Source organism: Lysobacter yangpyeongensis, from assembly GCF_042655745.1.
Classification (GTDB): Bacteria; Pseudomonadota; Gammaproteobacteria; order Xanthomonadales; family Xanthomonadaceae; genus Agrilutibacter; species Agrilutibacter yangpyeongensis.
In genome coordinates, this window is the sequence record NZ_JBHSNM010000001.1 from 182,816 (window position 1) to 202,556 (window position 19,741).

Annotated in this window: 19 protein-coding genes and 1 tRNA gene; 18 read left to right on the forward strand and 2 right to left on the reverse strand. The window is 68.3% G+C overall.

Annotated features, from left to right (window positions below):
* Nucleotides 1-65 precede the first annotated feature (65 nt).
* The 8 genes from mutL (at nt 66) to ACFPN1_RS00815 (ending at nt 9,787) form a co-directional block, all read left to right on the forward strand.
* A complete protein-coding gene (gene mutL, locus ACFPN1_RS00780) occupies nt 66-1,862 on the forward strand; it encodes a DNA mismatch repair endonuclease MutL (RefSeq protein WP_386752151.1) in 1,797 nt (598 codons plus the stop codon).
* Nucleotides 1,862-2,809, forward strand: a complete 948-nt coding sequence (locus ACFPN1_RS00785) for a DUF1684 domain-containing protein (RefSeq protein WP_386752153.1) — start codon at nt 1,862-1,864, stop codon at nt 2,807-2,809. The genes mutL and ACFPN1_RS00785 overlap by 1 nt, the downstream gene beginning before the upstream one ends.
* A complete protein-coding gene (locus tag ACFPN1_RS00790) occupies nt 2,806-3,765 on the forward strand; it encodes a TraB/GumN family protein (protein WP_386752155.1) in 960 nt (319 codons plus the stop codon). Before ACFPN1_RS00785 ends, ACFPN1_RS00790 begins: the two co-directional genes overlap by 4 nt.
* Nucleotides 3,766-3,923: 158 nt before the next feature.
* On the forward strand, nt 3,924-5,051 hold the full coding sequence (gene aroC / locus ACFPN1_RS00795; RefSeq protein WP_386752157.1) for a chorismate synthase: 1,128 nt from the start codon (nt 3,924-3,926) through the stop codon (nt 5,049-5,051).
* Between the two features lie 150 nt (nt 5,052-5,201).
* Nucleotides 5,202-6,221, forward strand: a complete 1,020-nt coding sequence (locus tag ACFPN1_RS00800; protein WP_386752159.1) for an aspartate-semialdehyde dehydrogenase — start codon at nt 5,202-5,204, stop codon at nt 6,219-6,221.
* A gap of 209 nt (nt 6,222-6,430) precedes the next feature.
* Nucleotides 6,431-8,161, forward strand: coding sequence for a motility hub landmark protein FimV (locus ACFPN1_RS00805; protein WP_386752161.1), 1,731 nt, complete (start codon nt 6,431-6,433; stop codon nt 8,159-8,161).
* A gap of 116 nt (nt 8,162-8,277) precedes the next feature.
* Complete coding sequence (gene truA, locus ACFPN1_RS00810) at nt 8,278-9,129, forward strand: tRNA pseudouridine(38-40) synthase TruA (protein ID WP_386752163.1); 852 nt, start codon at nt 8,278-8,280, stop codon at nt 9,127-9,129.
* Nucleotides 9,130-9,136: 7 nt separating this feature from the next.
* On the forward strand, nt 9,137-9,787 hold the full coding sequence (locus tag ACFPN1_RS00815) for a phosphoribosylanthranilate isomerase (protein WP_386752165.1): 651 nt from the start codon (nt 9,137-9,139) through the stop codon (nt 9,785-9,787).
* Between the two features lie 41 nt (nt 9,788-9,828).
* Here the strand turns inward: ACFPN1_RS00815 and ACFPN1_RS00820 are convergent, their stop codons facing one another.
* Nucleotides 9,829-10,722 carry a LysR family transcriptional regulator gene (locus tag ACFPN1_RS00820; RefSeq protein WP_386752167.1) on the reverse strand — a complete coding sequence of 298 codons (894 nt, stop codon included), beginning with the start codon at nt 10,720-10,722 and terminating at the stop codon, nt 9,829-9,831.
* A gap of 96 nt (nt 10,723-10,818) precedes the next feature.
* Here ACFPN1_RS00820 and trpB point away from each other — a divergent pair, with 96 nt between their 5' ends.
* The 5 genes from trpB (at nt 10,819) to ACFPN1_RS00845 (ending at nt 16,333) form a co-directional block, all read left to right on the forward strand.
* Complete coding sequence (gene trpB / locus ACFPN1_RS00825; RefSeq protein ID WP_386752169.1) at nt 10,819-12,036, forward strand: tryptophan synthase subunit beta; 1,218 nt, start codon at nt 10,819-10,821, stop codon at nt 12,034-12,036.
* A gap of 165 nt (nt 12,037-12,201) precedes the next feature.
* Nucleotides 12,202-12,993: a tryptophan synthase subunit alpha gene (gene trpA / locus ACFPN1_RS00830; protein WP_386752170.1), complete on the forward strand. Its 792-nt coding sequence runs from the start codon at nt 12,202-12,204 to the stop codon at nt 12,991-12,993.
* A gap of 124 nt (nt 12,994-13,117) precedes the next feature.
* Complete coding sequence (gene accD / locus ACFPN1_RS00835; RefSeq protein WP_386752172.1) at nt 13,118-14,008, forward strand: acetyl-CoA carboxylase, carboxyltransferase subunit beta; 891 nt, start codon at nt 13,118-13,120, stop codon at nt 14,006-14,008.
* Nucleotides 14,005-15,360: a phosphoglucosamine mutase gene (glmM, locus tag ACFPN1_RS00840; RefSeq protein ID WP_386752174.1), complete on the forward strand. Its 1,356-nt coding sequence runs from the start codon at nt 14,005-14,007 to the stop codon at nt 15,358-15,360. Before accD ends, glmM begins: the two co-directional genes overlap by 4 nt.
* A gap of 34 nt (nt 15,361-15,394) precedes the next feature.
* Nucleotides 15,395-16,333 (forward strand): isopenicillin N synthase family dioxygenase, encoded by a 939-nt coding sequence (locus ACFPN1_RS00845; RefSeq protein ID WP_386752176.1) that lies wholly within the window; start codon nt 15,395-15,397, stop codon nt 16,331-16,333.
* 150 nt (nt 16,334-16,483) lie between these two features.
* Here the strand turns inward: ACFPN1_RS00845 and ACFPN1_RS00850 are convergent, their stop codons facing one another.
* The gene (locus ACFPN1_RS00850) at nt 16,484-17,158 is read right to left on the reverse strand and encodes a DUF6445 family protein (RefSeq protein WP_386752178.1); all 675 of its coding nucleotides are present in this window, start codon (nt 17,156-17,158) and stop codon (nt 16,484-16,486) included.
* Between the two features lie 97 nt (nt 17,159-17,255).
* Between ACFPN1_RS00850 and tpiA the strand changes: the two genes are divergently transcribed.
* The 5 genes from tpiA to ACFPN1_RS00875 all read left to right on the forward strand — a co-directional run bounded on the left by tpiA (nt 17,256) and on the right by ACFPN1_RS00875 (nt 19,740).
* Nucleotides 17,256-18,002 carry a triose-phosphate isomerase gene (gene tpiA, locus ACFPN1_RS00855; protein ID WP_386752180.1) on the forward strand — a complete coding sequence of 249 codons (747 nt, stop codon included), beginning with the start codon at nt 17,256-17,258 and terminating at the stop codon, nt 18,000-18,002.
* Between the two features lie 21 nt (nt 18,003-18,023).
* On the forward strand, nt 18,024-18,497 hold the full coding sequence (gene secG, locus ACFPN1_RS00860) for a preprotein translocase subunit SecG (RefSeq protein ID WP_386752182.1): 474 nt from the start codon (nt 18,024-18,026) through the stop codon (nt 18,495-18,497).
* Nucleotides 18,498-18,612: 115 nt separating this feature from the next.
* Nucleotides 18,613-18,697 (forward strand) — tRNA-Leu (locus tag ACFPN1_RS00865).
* Between the two features lie 123 nt (nt 18,698-18,820).
* Nucleotides 18,821-19,177, forward strand: a complete 357-nt coding sequence (locus ACFPN1_RS00870) for an NADH-quinone oxidoreductase subunit A (protein ID WP_386752184.1) — start codon at nt 18,821-18,823, stop codon at nt 19,175-19,177.
* Entirely contained in the window at nt 19,168-19,740 is a 573-nt protein-coding gene (locus ACFPN1_RS00875) for a NuoB/complex I 20 kDa subunit family protein (RefSeq protein WP_386752186.1), read from the forward strand. The genes ACFPN1_RS00870 and ACFPN1_RS00875 overlap by 10 nt, the downstream gene beginning before the upstream one ends.
* Nucleotide 19,741: the final 1 nt, after the last annotated feature.

The following is a 19,741-nucleotide window of genomic DNA, read 5'->3' on the forward strand; positions in this document are numbered from 1 at the left end:
TGGCGCGCCGCGCCGCATATCATCCCGGCTCAGCATTTCCGACGGCGCGCGACGCCGTTCCTGCCGTGGCGATACGACAGCTTCCCGATACCCTCATCAACCAGATTGCCGCCGGCGAAGTCGTCGAACGACCCGCTTCCGTCGTCAAGGAACTCGTCGAGAACGCGCTCGACGCCGGCGCGCGCCGCATCGACATCGACCTGGAGGAGGGCGGCGTCCGCCTGATCCGCATTCGCGACGACGGCGGCGGCATTCCCGCGCAGGACCTGCCGCTCGCGGTATCGCGCCATGCGACGAGCAAGATCGCCTCGCTCGATGACCTCGAAGGCGTCGCGACGCTGGGCTTCCGCGGCGAAGCGCTGCCGTCGATCGCCTCGGTGAGCCGCTTCGCCCTGGTGTCGCGTCACAACGGTTCCTCGCACGGCGCCGCGGTGGAAATCGATGGCGGCCGCGTCGGCGAAGTCACGCCGCGGCCGCACCCGCAGGGCACCACCGTGGAGGTGCGCGACCTGTTCTTCAACGTGCCCGCGCGCCGCAAGTTCCTCAAGGCCGAACGCACCGAACTAGGACACATCGAGGAATGGCTGCGCCAGCTCGCGCTGGCCAGACCCGACGTCGAACTGCGCGTGTCCCACAACGGCAAGGCGTCGCGGCGCTGGAAAGGCGAGGGCGATTTGCTTTCCGAAGTGCGCCTGCACGAGGCGCTGGGCGAGGAGTTTGCCCACCATGCGCTGCGCATCGACCACAGCGCCGCAGGCTTGCGGCTGCACGGCTGGATCGCGCAGCCGGTCTACAACCGCGCCAGTGCCGACCAGCAGTACCTCTACGTCAACGGCCGCGCCGTACGCGACCGCAGCGTCGCGCACGCCGTGAAACAGGCCTATGCCGACGTGCTCTTCCACGGCCGGCAGCCGGCGTACGTGCTGTTCCTCGAACTCGATCCGCGGCGCGTCGACGTCAACGTGCATCCGGCCAAGCACGAAGTCCGTTTTCGCGACGCGCGCCTGATCCACGATTTCGTCTACCGCACGCTCAACGATGCGCTGGCGGAAACGCGCGCGGGCAGCGCGCCGACGATTCCCGTGGCAGCGCTCGAGGCCGGAACACCCGCACAAGCACAGCGATGGAACGCCACCGCGCCGCAGTCGCCGCTCGGCCTGCAGGTGGCCGAAGTGCGCGCGGGCTACGCCGCCCTGTACGGCGCGCCGGCCGCATCGCCAGCGAATCACGGCGACTCCATCCCGGCCCAGGCATTGCCCGAAAGCAACGACGCGACGATGCCGCCGCTGGGCTACGCCATTGCCCAGCTGCACGGCATCTACATCCTCGCCGAGAGCGCCGAGGGTCTCATCGTCGTCGACATGCATGCCGCGCACGAGCGCATCGGCTACGAAAAACTCAAGTGCGCCCACGACGGCGAAGGCCTGCGCACGCAGCCGCTGCTGGTCCCGCTGACCGTTGCCGTGTCGGAGCGCGAGGCCGATGTGGCCGAGCGCGAAACCGAGACCCTGGCGACGCTGGGCTTCGAGCTCACCCGCAGCGGACCGCAGTCGCTCGTGCTGCGCGCGGTCCCGGCGCTGCTCGCGCACGGCGACGTCGAAGCGCTGCTGCGCGACGTGCTCGCGGACCTGCGCGAACACGGGGAAAGCCGTCGCGTGGCGGCGGCGCGCGACGAATTGCTGGCGACCATGGCCTGCCACGGCGCCGTTCGTGCCAACCGGCGTCTCACTTTGCCGGAAATGAACGCGCTGCTGCGGGAAATGGAAGTGACCGAGCGCTCCGGGCAATGCAATCATGGCCGCCCGACCTGGGCGCGTTTTTCCCTTCCCGAAATCGACCGCTGGTTCCTGCGAGGACGCTGATGTCGCGACTGAACTTCCGTGTGCTACCGCTGCTCGTGCTGGCGCTGGCGGCGACCGCGTGCGAGGACAAGGAGGCCATCCGCCAGGCCGCCGAAGCCAAGGTGCAGGCGTTCAATGCCACCCAGGCGCCGTGGCGTGCCGAACGCCGGGCGAAGCTGCTGCAGCCCGACGGCTGGACCAGCCTGGTCGGCCTGCACTGGCTCGACAAGGGCGAGCACTACCTGGGCAGCGATGCCGACAACGGCATCCGCCTCGCCGTCGGGCCCGCGCACGTCGGCATGATCTCGCGCGATGGCGACCGGATCCGCTTCGTTCCGGAGAAGGATGCGGTGCTCACGCTCGACGGTCAGCCGCTCCAGGGACCGGTCACGTTGTTGAGCGATGCGGACGACAACGGCCCCAGCACCATCGGCTTCGACGAAGGCAAGGGCCTGATCACCGTGATCAAGCGGGCCGACCGTTACGCCCTGCGGGTGAAGCACGCCGATGCGCCCACGCGCACCGGCTTCACCGGGATCGAGTACTGGCCGGGCGGCGAGGAGTGGATCGTGAAGGCGCGGTTCGTGCCCAACGCGCCCGGCAAGACCCTCCCGATCGCCAATATCGTCGGGACGACCGAGGATGTGCCGAATCCCGGCGCGATCGAATTCCGGCGCGGCGACAAGGCGTATCGCATCGAAGCCCTCGACGAAGGCGATGGCGGCCTGTCGCTGATCTTCGCCGACCGCACCAGCGGCCACGGCAGTTATCCGGCCGGGCGTTTCCTGGATGCGCCCAAGCCCGATGCCGCCGGCAACGTGACGATCGATTTCAACAAGAGCTACAACCCGCCGTGCGCGTTCACCCCATTTGCCACCTGTCCGCTCCCGCCGCCGGAGAACCGGCTCGACCTCGAGATCGTTGCGGGCGAGAAGGCCTACCACGCCGCAGCGCAGAAGAAGTCATGACACCCTGCATCCGTCGCAGCGCCTTCGCGCTTTGCCTTCTGGCCTGCTCGCTGGCCGTCGGCGGCGCGCACGCCGATTCCCCGGCCGCGACCACCGCGGCGCCTGCCGCGGCGAGTCGGCCGGCGCCAAAGCCGCTGCTGTGGAAGGTGTCCGATCAGGACAATTCGATCTACCTGCTGGGCTCGTTCCACCTGCTGAAGGCGGACGACTATCCGCTGTCGTCGGACATCGAGCAGGCCTTCGCCGAGGCGGACAAACTCGTGTTCGAAGTTCCCCCGGCGGAACTGTCCGACCCCGCGCTCGGACTGAAGATGGCGCAGCTGGCCGGCTACAGCGACGGCCGCACGCTGAGCCAGGTGGTGCCCGTCGATGTCCTGGCAAAGATGAAACAGGTGCTTGGTGCCGAGCACGTGTCGCAGCTCGAAGCGATGGAGCCGTGGTTCATCAACCTCGGCCTGTTGATCGGGGTATCGCAGAAGCTCGGGTTCCAGCCGGACCAGGGGCTGGACCTGCACCTCGCGCGGCGCGCGGAAGCGGCCAGCAAGCCCGTCGCGGGGCTGGAAACCGCCGATCAGCAACTCGCGGTGCTGGATTCGACGCCGATGGACGAACAGGTCGCCGGCCTCCGCGATTTTCTCGCCGACCCTGCCGAAGCGCAGAAGCTGCTGACCGAAACGCACGAGGCATGGCGCAACGGCGATGCGAAGCGGCTGGGCGAACTCGCCATCGACCAGTTCCGCACCGACACGCCGGTGACGTACCGGATCATCAACGTCCAGCGCAACGACGCCTGGGTGCCGCAGCTGCAGCAGATGCTCGACGGCGCGAAAGAGGGCAACACGCTGGTCGTCGTCGGTGCGATGCACCTGCTCGGCCAGGACGGCGTCGTGGAAAAGCTGCGCGCGAAGGGGTATCGCGTCGAGCGCATCTGCAGCGCCTGCAGCGGGCAGAAGTAGTCCGCCGGCGACGTATCGGCACGCGAGGCACGGGCCGTGCGCGCATGGCGACACGTCATAAGCGCATGCGGTGGCGGCGGCGCCGGCCCGCAGGCTTATCCCGTATATTCGGCGCCTTGTTCCCTTGATCCAGGCGCGCCATCGGCGCAGGACTCGAAGTGGCCAGCAACACCTTCGGCAAGCTCTTCGCGATCACGACCTTCGGCGAAAGCCACGGTCCCGCGATCGGCTGCGTGGTCGACGGCTGCCCCCCGGGCATCGCGATCGCACCGGAGGACTTCCGCCACGACCTGGAGCGCCGCGCCACCGGCAAGACCCGCCACACCTCGGCGCGTCACGAAGCCGACGAAGTCGAAATCCTCAGTGGCGTATACGAAGGCGTCACCACCGGCACGCCGATCGCGCTGCTGATCCGCAACACCGATGCGCGCAGCAAGGACTACGCGAACATTGCCGCGCAGTTCCGTCCCGGACACGCCGATTACACCTACTGGCAGAAGTACGGCCTCCGCGATCCGCGCGGTGGCGGGCGTTCGAGCGCGCGCGAGACCACCATGCGCGTGGCCGCCGCGGTGATCGCGAAGAAGTGGCTTGCGCAGCACCATGGCGTGCAGGTGCGCGGTTGCCTGACGCAGATCGGCGACATCACGCCGCACGCCTTCGATGCGGAAAACATCGACTGGGCCGCCGTCGAAGCCAATCCGTTCTTCTGGCCCGACGCATCGCAGATCGGGGAGCTGGAAAGCTACATGGACGCGCTGCGCAAGTCCGGCGATTCGGTCGGCGCGCGCGTCGACGTCGTCGCCGAAGGCCTGCCGCCCGGATGGGGCGAGCCGATCTACGGCAAGCTCGATGGCGAACTCGCCGCGGCCATGATGTCGATCAACGCGGTGAAGGGCGTCGAGATCGGCGACGGGTTCGCTGCCATTGCGCAGAAGGGCAGCTTCCATCGCGACGAAATCAGCGCGGACGGCTTCCTGAGCAATCATGCCGGCGGCATTCTCGGCGGCATCAGCACGGGGCAGGCGATCCGCGTGTCCACCGCGTTCAAGCCGACCTCCAGCCTGCGCCTGCCGGTGCAGAGCCTGGACACCGCCGGCAACGCCGTCGAAGTCGTCACCACCGGTCGCCACGACCCCTGCGTGGGCATCCGCGCCACGCCCATCTGCGAGGCGATGGTCGCGCTGGTGCTGATGGACCAGGCCTTGCGCCACCGCGCGCAGTGCGGCGACGTGGGCGAGATCGCGCCGCGCATTCCGGCGAAAGCGACCGGCAAAAAACGATAGCGGCCGGTTGCTTGCCGCTTTCCGGACCCGGGTCCGGGAAGTGCCGTTGCAGCCGCGCCGCGCGACCGTTTCGCCCGATTCCCTCAATTCCGCGACCGGCAGGCGCACAATTCCATCCGCCGCGCGTCGCCAATCCACAGGAAACATGCAATGAGCAACAAGACGTACACCGTAGCCGTCGTCGGTGCCACCGGCGCGGTCGGCGAAACCATGCTGAAGGTGCTGGCCGAACGCCAGTTTCCGGTCGGCAAGCTGCACGTCCTGGCGAGCGAACGCTCGGCCGGCAGCAAGGTCGAATTCGGCGCGCGCCAGCTGGTGGTCGAGAACCTCGCCACCTTCGATCCGGCCGGAGTCGACATCGCGCTGTTCTCCGCCGGCGGCGCGGTGTCGAAGGAATACGCGCCGAAGTTCGCCGCGGCCGGTGCGGTGGTGATCGACAACTCGTCCACCTTCCGCGGCGATGCCGACGTGCCGCTGGTGGTGTCGGAAGTGAACCCCGGGCAGGTGAAGAACCGCCCGCGCGGCATCATCGCCAACCCGAACTGCTCGACCATGCAGCTGATGGTCGCCTTGGCGCCGATCCATCGCGCCGTCGGCATCGAGCGCATCAACATCGCCACCTACCAGTCGGTCTCGGGCACCGGCGCCAAGGCGATGGAGGAACTCGGCAAGCAGACCGCCGACCTGCTCAACTTCCGCGAAGTCGAGCCGAAGGTCTATCCGGTGCAGATCGCCTTCAACGTGATCCCGCACGGCGGCGACTTCCTCGACAACGGCTACACCACCGAAGAATGGAAGCTGGTCACCGAGACCCGCAAGATCCTCGGCGACGACAGCATCCTGGTGAACGCCACCGTGGTGCGCGTGCCGGTGTTCTACGGACATTCGGAAGCCGTGCACATCGAGACGCGCGAGAAGCTCAGCGTCGAGCGGGCACGCGAACTGCTGGCCGCGCAGCCGGGACTGGAGCTCGTCGACGAGCGCAAGGCCGGCGGCTATCCGACCCCGGTCACCCACGCGTCGGGCAACGATCCGGTCTACGTGGGCCGCCTGCGCGAGGACGTCTCCCATCCGCGCGGCCTGGACATGTGGGTCGTGGCCGACAACATCCGCAAGGGCGCGGCGACCAATGCCGTGCAACTGGCAGAGCTGGTGATCCAGGAACTTTGAGGCGTCTTGCTTCCTGCACCGGCAGGAAGCTCCGGGACCCTGAGCTTGTCCTTCTCCCCGCCCGGCGGGGAGAAGGTGCCCCGAAGGGGCGGATGAGGGGCGGAGTCCCGCAAAAAATCCTGAACCCGCTCAATCATTTGCAGCAGCTTCATTGCAAATCGCCTGCAGTGGGGGCTAGAGTCGCGCGGGGGAAAGGCGTGAGGCCGAACGTGAAGCGAATCGCGGGAACAGTTCTGGCGCTCGTGGCGATCTTCGCCAGCTTCGGCGCATCCGCGCTGGGGCTCGGCCAGATCGTCGTGAAGTCGAAAGTGGGCCAGCCGCTGCTGGCCGAGATCCCGATCATCAGCAACGACCCGACCGAGCTGGAACAACTGCGGGCGGGGCTCGCATCGCCGGAAACGTTCTCCCGCATCGGTCTGCGCCCGCCGGTCGGCATCATTGCCGAACTGCAGTTCACGCAGGCGCTGGACGCACGCGGCAACCCGATCCTCCGCGTGACCAGCACGCAGTCGGTGAGCGAGCCCCTGTTGACCTTCCTGGTGGAGGTCGACTGGGGGCAGGGCCGGCTGGTGCGCGAGTATTCCGCGCTGATCGACGCACCGCGCACGGTCTCCGCGCCCCTGCAGCCGGACATCACCGCGCCGACGGTGGAAGCGCCGGCCGTCATCGAACGTCCGGCCGAACCGCCCGCCGTTGCCACCGAACCGGAAGCCACGCCGGCGCCAGCCGAAGCGGCGCCGCCGAGTGAGCCGGCTCCGCAGGACCGCACTGCCATCGAGCCGACCGCGCCGCCTCCGCCGGTGGCGACCGCAGCACCCGTCGCGCAGCCCGCGCCCGACATCGCCGGCGACTATCAGGTGCGCGCCGGCGACACGCTGTCCGCGATCGCCGGGCGCGTCGGCGGCGGCACGCTCGACCAGACCATGATCGCGCTGCTGCGCGCCAATCCCGAAGCCTTCATCGACGGCAACATCAACCGCCTGAAGGCCGGTGCGGTGCTGCGCATGCCCGGCGATGCCGCGATGACCGAGCTGGATGCGCAGCAGGCCCGGGCGATCGTCCATGCCCAGATCCAGGAATGGCGCGCTTCGCGCCGCGCCGCGCCGCAGCCGGCCGCAGGCGCGGTGGCCTCGGCTTCCACGTCGGGTCGCGCGGAAACGCAGGCGGCTTCCACTTCATCTTCCAAGCGCGTTGCGGATGCACGTCTGGAAATCGTTCCGCCCGGCGCCAGCGATGCGACCAAGGCGGGCACACAGTCCGGCTTCAGCGCCGGAGGCGAGGGCGCGATGCTCGAACAGGAACTGACCCAGACGAAGGAGACCCTCGCCGCGCGCGAGGCCGAGACGCAGGAACTCAAGAGCCGCGTCGCCGAACTGGAAAAGCTGCAACAGCAACAGCAGCAGTTGCTCGCGATGAAGGACAGCGAACTGGCGGCCGCGCAGCAGCGCCTCGCGCAGACGCAGAAGCAGCAGACGCAGGCGTCGATGCTGCCCTGGGCCGTCGGCATCGGTGGCGCGCTGGTGCTGGGCGGGTTGATCGCGTGGTTCCTGCGTCGCCGCGATGCGGCCGCGCCGAGCTTCCGTGCGCCGGTGGCCGCGGCGCCGTCGATCGCCGACGCGTTCGCGCCGCGCATCGGTGAAGAGCGGGTCGAAGCCGAGCCGGAACCAGAGCTGGAACCCGAACCCGTGGCCGCGGCCGTCGCCACTCCGATGCGCGCCCCCGAGCCTCCGCAGCGCACGGCACCGGCCTGGCATACCGGAGCGCAGCGCGATCTGCTCGATCCGGCGGCGCAGGCCGCGCACGAGCGCCTCGAACTCGCCCGCGCGTATCTCGACCTGGGCGATCTTGCCGGCGCACGTCAGCTGCTCGGCGAGATCGTGATCAACGGCGACCATGCCGCGCGCCAACAGGCGCAGCGGATGTTGCGCGAACTCGAATGACCGCGCCGGGCCGGACCACGGGTCCTGCCCGGCATCACCCTGGCCGTCGCCGCCGCACCTCGCGAGGTCGACAGCACTATCAGACCTGAGCGTGCCTTGCCGGCACGCGCGCACGCATGCCTCGATCACTCCCGGATACCCCCGTTGCTGCCGCGGCGCCCTTGCAGCGCTACGCGATGGGCATCGAATACGACGGCAGCGAGTTCAGCGGCTGGCAGCGGCTGAGCAAGCATGGCGAGCGTGATCCGGAGGGCTACACGACGCTGCAGTCGGTGATCGAGGAGGCCCTGTCCTTCGTCGCAGGCACGCCGATCGAGACCATCTGCGCGGGTCGCACCGATGCCGGTGTGCACGCCGCGGGGCAGGTGGTCCATTTCGACAGTCCGGTGCAGCGCGATCCGCGCGGCTGGGTGCTGGGCACCACCAGCAAGCTACCGCCGGCGATCGGTGCGTTGTGGTGCGTGCCGGTAAGCGACGAATTCCACGCGCGCTTCTCGGCGCGCGCGCGGCGCTACCGTTATTCGATCCTGAACCGCCAGGTGCGGCCGGCGCTCAACCGGCACGTGCTGACCTGGGAACGTCGCCGGCTCGACGCCGATGCGATGCACCGCGCCGCGCAATCACTGCTGGGCGAAAACGACTTTTCCGCATTCCGCACCGTGCACTGCCAGGCCCCGCACGCGCGGCGCGAGCTGCAGGAAATAGTGGTACGCCGTGATGGCGACGTGGTGACCGTGGAAGTTCAGGCCAATGCCTTCCTTCACCACATGGTGCGCAACATTGTCGGAAGCTTGCTGGTGGTCGGCCGCGGCGATGCCCCGGATAGCTGGATCGCGGAGCTTCTCGCCGGTCGCGATCGCACCAGAGCCGGCCCGACGGCGCCGGCAAGCGGGCTCGTCTTCCTCGGACCCCGCTATCCCGCCGATGTCGTCGCCCGCTTCGGCCTGCCCGAGCATGTCCGCCTGTGAGGAGTACGTGAAGCCAAACTTCTTCCGCACCCGCATCAAGTTCTGTGGCCTCACGCGCGCAGGCGACGTGCGGCTGGCGAGCGAACTGGGCGTCGACGCCGTGGGCTTCGTGTTCGCCCGACAAAGCACGCGTCGCATCGAACCCGAGGAGGCGCGCGCGATGCGCACCGCCCTGGCGCCGTTCGTGGATTCGGTCGCGTTGTTCAAGGACAACACGCAGGAAGAGGTGCGCGAGATCGTGCGGCACGTGCGGCCGAGCATCCTGCAGTTCCATGGCAGCGAGGACGACGCGTTCTGCCGCGGCTTCGGGGTGCCATACCTCAAGGCCATCGCGATGGGCGGCGAAGCGCGCACCACGATTCCGCTGCGCGCGCGCTTTCCCGGTGCGGCCGGCTTCCTCTTCGACAGCCACGCGCCCGGCGGCGAGGGCGGCAGCGGCAAGACGTTCGACTGGTCGCGGATTCCGCAGGACACGGGCAAGCCGTGGCTCCTCGCCGGCGGGCTGACGCCGGAGAACGTGTTCGACGCAGTCGTCGCCACGCGCCCGTGGGGCGTGGACGTATCCAGCGGCATCGAGCTGTCGCCGGGCATCAAGGACGGCGACCGCATGCGCAGCTTCGTCGAGGAAGTGCGCAGGGCGGATTGCCACAACCTCTAGCGATCCGTCGGCAACAGGCTCAACGCCGCGGCGCTCGCCGATCAGTCGCTGTCCGCGAGTGCAGCACGCAACCATGCGGCGAGCCGCGCGACACGATGGTCTTCGCGGCGCCCCGGCTCGCACAGGATCCAGTGCGCCTGCGTTTCGACGAATCCCCAGGGCGCGAGCAGTCGTCCCGAGGCCACGTCCGCGGCCACCAGCGGTTCCGGCGCGATCGCGACGCCCAGACCGGCGGCGGTGGCTTCCAGCAGGTAGTACAGGTGCTCGAAGCCGGTGCCGAGACGCAATGCCTCCGGATCCAGGCCGGCGCGGCTCGCCCATTCGCTCCAGGCCTGCGGTCGCGATGCGGTGTGCAGCAACGGGAGTTCCAGCAATACCTCGGGCGCCGCGCCGCGCAAGCGTTCGGACCCGGCATGGCGCGGGCTGACCACCGGCCCGATCCGCTCGGGGGCGAGCAGGTGCACGCGCCACTCGGCCGGCCACGGCGGTTGCGCGATCAGCAGGGCGGCATCCAGCCCGGTGAGCGCGGCATCGGGCGGGGTGTCGCTGGCCGAGAGGTGGAGCTTGAGCGCGGGTTCCTCGCGCGCAAGGCGTTCCAGTCGCGGGATCACCCAGCGCGCGAGCACGCTGCCGGGGCAACCGAGGACCAGCGGCGCTCCGGACTGACGGTGCCGCAGCTCGGCCCAGGTGGACCGCAGCGGCGCGAGCGCGGCCTCAGCCGCTTCGTGCAGGCGGCGACCGGCGGGCGTGAGCGCCAGCCCCCGTCCCTGACGGACGAACAGCGGGGCGTCCAGCGCCTCCTCCAGTACCCGCAACTGGCGGCTGATCGCGCCGTGGGTGACATGGAGCTCCTGCGCCGCCCGGCTGACGCTGTCCAGCCGGGCCACGGCTTCGAAGGCCCGGAGCGCATTGAGCGGAGGCAGGTCGCGACTCATTGTGTGAGTATTCCTGACAGGTCGACGAGATTTTATTGGTTTTGGGGACCGGCAGGCGGAGATAAAGTGAACAGATCCGGCCTTCGCACGCGCACCATGAATTACCCCGAGATCCCCGACTTCCACGCTTATCCCGACGCGAGCGGGCATTTCGGCCGGTACGGCGGGCGCTTCGTGGCCGAGACCCTGATCGGTCCGCTGGAGGCTCTGGCCCAGGCCTACGACGAGGCCCGGGTCGACCCCGCCTTCATCGCGGCCTTCGACGACGACCTCGCGCACTACGTCGGCCGACCGAGCCCGATCTATTTCGCGCAGCGCCTCAGTCGCGAAGCCGGCGGCGCGCGCATCCTGCTCAAGCGCGAGGACCTCAACCACACCGGCGCGCACAAGATCAACAACACCATCGGTCAGGCCTTGCTGGCCAGCCGCATGGGCAAGACCCGGATCATCGCCGAGACCGGCGCTGGCCAGCACGGCGTCGCCTCCGCGACCGTCGCGGCGCGCCTCGGGCTGGAATGCGTGGTCTACATGGGTGCTACCGACATCGAGCGCCAGAAGATCAACGTCTACCGGATGAAGCTGCTCGGCGCGACCGTGGTGCCGGTGACGAGCGGCTCGGCGACGCTGAAGGATGCGTTGAACGAAGCGATGCGTGACTGGGTGACGAACGTGCAGGACACGTTCTACATCATCGGTACCGTCGCCGGTCCCGATCCGTATCCGCGCATGGTGCGCGACTTCAACGCCGTCGTCGGCCGCGAGGCGCGCGCGCAGATGCTGGCCGAATACGGCCGCCTGCCCGATGCGGTCACTGCGTGCGTCGGCGGCGGCAGCAATGCGATCGGCGTGTTCCATGCCTTCCTCAATGATCGCGGCGTGCGCCTGGTGGGCGCGGAAGCGGCGGGCGAGGGCATCGCCACCGGCCACCATGCCGCGTCGTTGTCGGCCGGCCGGCCGGGCGTGCTGCACGGCAACCGCACGTATGTGCTGTGCGACGACGATGGCCAGATCATCGAGACCCACTCGGTGTCGGCAGGACTGGACTATCCGGGCGTAGGTCCCGAGCACGCCTTCCTCAAGGACACCGGTCGCGCCGAATACGTCGGCGTGAGCGACGACGAAGCGCTCGCGGCGTTCCACCAGCTGGCGCGTACCGAGGGCATCCTGCCGGCGCTCGAATCCAGCCACGCCATCGCGCAGGCCATCAAGCTCGCGCGCGAACTGCCGAAGGACGCGATCGTGCTGTGCAACCTGTCGGGGCGTGGCGACAAGGATGTGCACACGATTGCGGGGCGTGAGGGAATTACGTTCTGACGGAAGGCGGGAACAGGGAACGGGGAACAGGGAAAGAAACTTCCAGCGCCCCTTCGCTCCCCAGTAGCCAACCCACGAAAACGGAAGTCTTCCGCGAGCCGGTGATTCATCGTTCCCTGTTCCCTGTTCCCTGTTCCCTGTTCCCTGTTCCCTGTTCCCCTCTCCATGAACCGCATCGACACCCGTTTCGCCCAACTGCAGAAGCAAGGCCGCAAGGCGCTGATCCCGTTCGTTACTGCCGGCGATCCTGCGCTGGACGCGACGGTTCCGGTCATGCACGCACTCGCCGCCGCCGGCGCGGACGTCATCGAGCTGGGCGTGCCGTTCTCCGATCCCATGGCGGACGGTCCGACCATCCAGCGCAGTTCCGAACGCGCCCTCGCGCGCGGCGCGGGGCTGTCGTACGTGCTCGATTGCGTGCGCCGCTTCCGCGAGGACGGCGCCGATACACCGGTCGTGCTGATGGGCTATCTCAACCCGGTCGAAATCCGTGGCGCCGACCGCTTCGGCCGGGAAGCCGCCGCGGCGGGCGTCGATGGTGTGCTGCTGGTCGACCTGCCGCCGGAGGAAGCGGCGGACTTCCGCACCGCCTTCGCCGCGCACGGGCTCGCACTGATCCTGCTGGCGGCGCCGACCACCAGCGATGCGCGTCTGGCCACGCTGTGCGCGCAGGCCAGCGGCTACCTCTACTACGTCAGCTTCGCCGGGGTGACCGGCGCCGACCGGCTCGATACCGCGGCGGCCGGCGAACGCCTCCGGACGATCCGCTCGCGCAGCCCGGTGCCGGTCGCGGCGGGTTTCGGCATCCGCGATGCCGCATCGGCGCGGGCGATGGCCAGCGAGGCCGACGGCGTCGTCGTCGGCAGCGCCCTGGTGTCCGCCCTGGAAGGCAGCGAAGACCCGGCCGCCTCCGCCACGACGTTCCTGCGCGCGCTGCGCGAAGCCCTCGACGGCTAGCGTTGGCGGCGAATCGCGGCCTCTGCCCGACAGGAGGTCGGGACCTCCTGCCCGGACCGGGCTACCCCGCACGCGCTAAACTGGACGTTCGCCATTAGCGCCTGATCAGGGGAACACCCAAAGCATGTCCTGGCTGAAGAAACTCATGCCCTCCGGCATCCGGACCGAATCCGGCACGGCCAAGCGCCGCAGTGTCCCCGAGGGGCTCTGGGAAAAGTGCGACCGCTGCGGCGTCGTGCTGTACCGCCCCGAGCTCGAGGAAAACCTCGAGGTCTGCCCGAAGTGCGGCTTCCACATGCCGATCCGCGCCCGGGCGCGGCTGGCGTCCCTGTTCGATCCCGACAGCACCAGCGAAATCGGCGCCGAACTCGGCCCCACCGACGTGCTGAAGTTCAAGGACCAGAAGAAGTACTCCGACCGCATCAAGGCGGCGCAGAAGTCCACCGGCGAGCGCGACGCCCTGATCGCCTTGCAGGGCAAGCTGAAGGGCCGCGACCTCGTCGCCGCGTCGTTCGACTTTGCGTACATGGGCGGTTCGATGGGCTCGGTGGTCGGCGAGCGATTCGCCCTTGCGGCCGAGCGCGCGGCCGAGATCGGCTGCCCGTTCGTATGCTTCTCCGCCAGCGGCGGCGCGCGCATGCAGGAAAGCCTGTTCTCGCTGATGCAGATGGCCAAGACCTCCGCCGCGCTTGCGCGCCTGCGCGCCAAGGGGCTGCCGTACATCTCGGTGATGACCCATCCGACCACCGGCGGCGTCTCCGCCTCGTTCGCGATGCTCGGCGACATCAACCTCGCCGAACCCGAAGCGCTGATCGGCTTCGCCGGCCCGCGCGTGATCGAGCAGACCGTGCGCGAGAAGCTGCCGGAAGGCTTCCAGCGTTCCGAGTTCCTCCTCGACCACGGCGCTATCGACCAGATCTGCGACCGCCGCGAGATGCGCGATCGCCTGGCGCACCTGCTGGCGCTGCTGATGAAGCAGCCGGTGCCGCAGGACGACAACGAGGTGCTGGCTTGAGCCGCAGGTATTTCGGCACCGACGGCATCCGCGGCCGCGTCGGCGAAGGTCCCATTTCCGCCGACTTCGTCCTGCGCCTGGGCAATGCCTACGGCCACGCGCTGACCCGCGCCTACGAAGGCCGCGACTGGCGCAAGCCGCAGGTCATCATCGGCAAGGACACCCGCATTTCGAACTACATGTTCGAAGCCGCGCTCGAAGCCGGTCTGGTCGCCGCGGGCGTGGACGTGCAGCTGATGGGGCCGATGCCCACGCCGGCCGTCGCGCACTTGACGCATTCGATGCGCGCCGATGGCGGCATCGTCATTTCGGCCTCGCACAACCCGCACTACGACAACGGCATCAAGTTTTTCTCCGCGCGTGGCGAGAAGCTCGACGACGCCACCGAACTGGCGATCGAAGCCGCGCTCGACCAGCCGTTCCGCACCGTGACCTCGGAGCAGCTCGGCAAGGCCGTGCGCACGCGCGACGCGCTGGGGCGCTACATCGAGCATTGCAAGAGTTCGGTGCCCAAGGGCTTCGACCTGGGCGGCATGCGCATCGCGATGGATTGCGCCAATGGCGCGACCTACCAGCTCGGTCCGCTCGTGCTGCGCGAACTGGGCGCGCGCGTGGATGCGATTGGCGTCGATCCCAACGGCCTGAACATCAACGATGGCGTGGGCTCCACGCATCCGGAAACCCTCGCGGCGCGCGTGCGCGAAACCGACGTGGACCTGGGCATCGCCTTCGATGGCGATGGCGACCGGGTGATGTTCGTCGACGGGAACGGCAACGTCCGCGACGGCGACGACCTGCTGTACGTGCTGGCGAAGGACTGGAAGCAGAGCGGTCGCCTCGCCGGTCCGGTGGTTGGAACACTGATGACCAATTACGGCCTGGAGCGCGCGCTGGAGCGCGAAGGCATCGGCTTCATCCGCGCCAAGGTCGGCGACCGCTACGTCCACCAGCAACTGGTCGCCAACGGCGGCGTGCTGGGCGGCGAGGCGTCGGGGCACATGCTGTGCCTGGACCGCAGCGGCACCGGCGACGGCATCGTCAGCGCGCTGCAGGTGCTCGAAGTGCTGGGTCGTCGCGGCATCTCGCTGAGCGAAGCCTTGCAGGGCCTGGAGCGCGTGCCGCAGAAGACCGTCAACGTGCGTTACGCGGGTACTTCGCGCCCGGCCGAAGCGGCATCCGTGCAGGCGGCCCTCGCCAGCGCGCAGGCCGCGGTGGCCGGTCGCGGTCGCGCCTTCCTGCGCCCTTCGGGTACCGAGCCTGTGGTTCGCGTCACGGTCGAAGCCGACGACGCGACGCTGATGCAGGAAACGCTCGATGCACTGGCCGCCGCCGTGCATGCGGCGGCGAAGTAAACCAACGAACGAACATCGGAACACCGAGCACACCATGGCGTCGCAGATCCCGACCCTCGACATCCGCCGCTTCGATACCGACCGCGAAGCCTTCGTCGCCGAACTCGGCGCGGCCTATCGCGAATGGGGTTTCGCAGGCATCCGCAACCACGGCGTCCCGCAGTCCCTGATCGACGGTTCGTACGACGTCTTCAGGCGCTTCTTCGCGCTGCCCGAGGATGTGAAGCGCAAGTACCACGTGCCTGGTGGTGGTGGTGCGCGCGGGTACACGCCGTTCGGCATCGAGACCGCCAAGGATTCGAAGTACTTCGACCTCAAGGAGTTCTGGCATGTCGGCCGCGAGATTCCGCGCGATTCGAAGTACGCGGACGTCATGCCGGCGAACCTGTGGCCGGAGGAAATCCCCGAATTCCGCGAGCTCGCCTATGGCCTCTACACCGCGCTCGACCAGCTCGGTTCGCGCGTCCTGAGCGCACTGGCCTTGCACATCGGCCTGCCGGAGAGCTACTTCGCCGACAAGACCGACTCGGGCAATTCGATCCTGCGGCCGATCCACTATCCGCCGATCACTACCGACGACATCCCGAACGTGCGCGCGGGCGCGCACGAAGACATCAATCTGATCACCCTGCTGGTCGGTGCGAGTTCGGAAGGCCTGGAAGTGAAGTCGCGCAAGGGCGAGTGGGTGCCGTTCACCGCCGACGCCGACACCATCGTGGTCAACATCGGCGACATGCTGCAGCGCCTGACCAACCACGTGTATCCGTCGACCACGCACCGCGTGGTGAATCCCCCGGGCGAGAAAGCGCGCCAGCCACGTTATTCGACGCCGTTCTTCCTGCACCCCAACCCGGATTTCCTGATCGACGTGCTGCCCTCGTGCATCACCCCGGACAACCCGAGTCGCTATCCGCAGCCGATCACGGCGCACGGGTACCTCGAAGAGCGGCTGTCGGAAATCAAGCTGAAGTAGGGCGGGCGATTTGCCGGGAGCGGCAACTGTCTCCGGGTGGTTGCCGCCGGTGAAAATCCGTCACTCGTATCCGCGCAGGTGGACGCAAAGGCGCGGCTTCCTGGGCCATCCAAGAAAGAGCACCGCTCTGCGGAAGCGGCCGGCGATTTCCTAAGCCATCCAGAAAAACACCGCCGCCATCCGCTTCTTTTCCAGCGTCTGTCCCCAGTAGCCCGTGGCGCTGTGGATCAGGTTGGCGCGATACACCAGCAGGCGGTTGTAGCGATGCGGGATCGCGACGTCTTCCGCGAAGGCGGTAACGTCGACGAAGCGCGTGCCCAGCGCTTCCACCAGGTTGTTGTGCGGCGGCTGCACGATGTTGCCGCCGCGCTGCCCGCCGGGCAGGCGCTGCCGGTAGAAGCTGGTGCCGCATTCGTCGGGAACCGCAGGATTGAGATAGAGCACTGCGGCGTAGCGGCACAGCGCCCGCGAATCGGTGTGCGGGCGCGGTTCGCATTCGTTGTAGCCGACCACCTGCACGCAGTTGTGGTTGAGCGTGCCACCGTCGCCCGACGCCTGTACCCACAGCTTCGACGCGCCCGTCGCCTTGCGCACCCAGGCTTCGATGTGTTCGAGCTGGGCAGGCTCCAGCGCCGGCATCGCCCGCAGCCCGGGCCAGCTTTCCGGCTTGCGCGGATAGCCCTCGTACCAGTCGCTTCGGGCGAGCAGCCGCGCACGCACCGCGTCGGGGTCGGGCAGTGCGTTGTCGAGGATCCAGTAATCGCGGCCTTCCGTGGGTTTCCGGTACGGCAGGATCGGAAGGCGGGGAGCGGACGGGGCGGGCATCGCGCGAAGCCGGTGGTGAGGTTGTCGCTATTCTGGCAGCTGAGGAATGGCTGCGGCCGCTGTAAACTGCGCGCCTTTCGCATCCGAGGGGTCGCCCATGCGCCGCAAGATCGTCGCCGGAAACTGGAAGCTGCATGGCGACCGCAAGTTCGCCCTGGAGCTGCTCGATGCGGTGGCGGCGGTCGACGCCCCGGCGGGCGTGGAGCGCATCATCCTGCCGCCGCTGCCTTACGTGGGCGAGCTGGTCGAGCGCTACGAGGCGCGCGGCCTGCAGTTCGGCGCGCAGGACGTGAGCGCCAACCAGAAGGGCGCCTATACCGGCGAAGTCTCCGCGACGATGCTGGTCGACGTTGGCGCGCGCTACGGCCTGGTCGGGCATTCCGAGCGGCGCCAGTACCACCACGAGAGCAGCGAGATGGTGGGGCGCAAGTTCTTCGCGGCCAAGGCGGCCGGACTGGTGCCGATCCTGTGCGTCGGCGAAACCCTGCGCGAGCGCGAGAACGGCCAGATGGAATGGCGGCTGCAGGAGCAGCTGGCGCCGATCCTCGAACGCGGTGCCGCGGCAGTGCAGGGCGCGATCATCGCCTATGAGCCGGTGTGGGCCATCGGCACCGGCAGGACCGCTACGCCGGAGCAGGCGCAGGAGGTCCATGCATTCATCCGTGGCGAAATCGCGCAATACGATGCTAGAATTGCTGGCTCGCTGCCGATCCTGTACGGCGGCAGCGTGAAGGCCGACAACGCCGCCGAGCTGTTCTCGCAGCCGGATGTCGATGGCGGCCTGGTAGGCGGGGCTTCGCTGGTCGCCGCCGACTTCAACGCGATTGTCGCCGCGGCGGCATAACCAATTTCGGGTTTTCCCACGATGCTGTTGTTCCTCAACGTCATCTATGTGCTGATCGCGATCGCGATGATCGCGCTGATCCTCATGCAGCGCGGCGCGGGTGCGCAGGCGGGCTCGGGCTTCGGCGCGGGCGCGTCGGGCACGGTGTTCGGCGCACGCGGCGCTTCGAATTTCCTTTCGAAGTCGACCAAGTGGCTGGCCATCGCCTTCTTCGTCATCAGCCTTTTCATGGCCTGGAACGCCAGCCATGGCAATCGGGCCGCAACCCCGGCCGCCGAGGACAAGGGTCTGATGTCCGAAGTGCCTGCCGCTCCGGCGGCGCCGGCCACGGGCAATTCGACGGTGCCGTCGGCACCCGCCACGGTTCCCGCGGCGCCCGCCTCGACTGCGCCGGCGACGACGGTTCCCGCGGCGCCGGCGGGCAACGCGCCTGCGAATCCGGAACCGAAGTCGCAGCAACAGCCTGCTCCGGCACAGCCTGCCTCTGGCGGTTAAGCGGGGCAAACGCGGTACCATATGCATCTTTCCAACCCGGCATGGATCCGCCGGGTGCCGTTCGACGCCGAAGCTTCGGCGGCGAGCGGAAGCGGCCGGAAGGCCAGTGTTTTCAGCCCAGGTGGCGGAATTGGTAGACGCACTACCTTGAGGTGGTAGCGACTTAGGTCGTGGGGGTTCGAGTCCCCCCTTGGGCACCAAACTTCTGGAGGGGTTCGCACGGCGAGAGTTCGCACGGCGTGCGGCCCCTTCAGCGTTAGCAACAACGGCACACAGATGCCGAGCCAACGCCGCGTTACCGCGGCATAGCCGAGAGAACGCGAGTGCTGGCCGAATACCTGCCGACCCTGCTGTTCCTGATCGTCGCCGGTGGCATCGGCGTCGCCCTGCTGGTAGTAGGCCGCCTGCTCGGTCCCCAGCGCCCCTCCGTCGAAAAGCTCGCGCCCTATGAATGCGGCTTCGGCGCATTCGAGGACGCGCGCATGCAGTTCGACGTGCGCTACTACCTCATCGCCATCCTGTTCATCGTCTTCGACCTGGAAATCGCCTTCGTCTTCCCGTGGGCGCTGGTTTTCCGGGAGCTCGGCGTGTTCGGGCTCATCGAAATGGGCGTGTTCCTCGCCCTGCTGGTGATCGGTTTCGTCTACGTGTGGAAGAAGGGCGCGCTCGAATGGGAGTGATCCAGAAAGTTTCGGGCCTGATGCACAACCCGCTGCCGGAAGGGCGGCTGGACGACCTGCTGCTGCCCGAAGACCAGAACCCGGTGATGCAGCAGGGCTTCGTCACGACCAACCTGGACACGCTGTGGAACTGGGCGCGTACCGGTTCGATGTGGCCGATGACCTTCGGCCTGGCCTGCTGCGCGGTCGAGATGATGCACGCGGGCGCCGCGCGCCTCGACCTCGACCGCTACGGCGTCGTGTTCCGTCCGTCGCCGCGCCAGTCCGACGTGATGATCGTGGCCGGCACCCTGGTCAACAAGATGGCCCCGGCGCTGCGCAAGGTCTACGACCAGATGCCCGACCCGAAGTGGGTGATCTCGATGGGCTCGTGCGCCAACGGCGGCGGTTATTACCACTACTCGTACGCGGTCGTGCGCGGCTGCGATCGTATCGTGCCGGTCGACGTCTACGTGCCGGGCTGCCCGCCGACTGCGGAAGCGCTGGTCTACGGCATCCTGCAGCTGCAGAAGAAGATCCGCCGGGGCACCAATTTCGGCGAGAACAAGCAGGGCGTGCGCTGAC